The following is a 303-nucleotide window of genomic DNA, read 5'->3' as shown; positions in this document are numbered from 1 at the left end:
TATCCATTCGGGTCAGGCGAGCACGATGACTGGCGCCGATAAAGCTCTTGTCATTGCGGGCGATTGAGGCTGCTTGCTTCAATGCCTGCGCAGCTCGATTAATTACCTTCACCGCTTTACCAGGCAGTGGTTTCCCTCCCGAAATCCTTGTGGGCGGAGCCAGGCCAAGCCAGGAGCAGAAGTGTTGTGAAGTCGGAAATCGTGACAAGTCCGGTCCCAATTCACTGGCCAAGACCAAAGCCGTATCGATGCCGATGGTAGGAATTGCGGTTAAATCCACACCCATTATCTTGTTTAGCGCCC

1 protein-coding gene is annotated in these 303 nt (G+C 53.8%); it reads right to left on the bottom strand.

Annotated features, from left to right (window positions below; all coding sequences use genetic code 11):
- On the bottom strand, positions 1–303 hold a 303-nt coding region (locus AACY08_RS30195; protein ID WP_339472749.1), incomplete at both ends, for a transposase.

It is taken from the genome of Pseudomonas sp. EL_65y_Pfl1_R83 (assembly GCF_963970695.1).
Taxonomy (GTDB): domain Bacteria; phylum Pseudomonadota; class Gammaproteobacteria; order Pseudomonadales; family Pseudomonadaceae; genus Aquipseudomonas; species Aquipseudomonas tritici.
The sequence above is the reverse complement of the archived record's forward strand: the minus strand, read 5'-3'. Positions and strand labels throughout refer to the sequence as shown.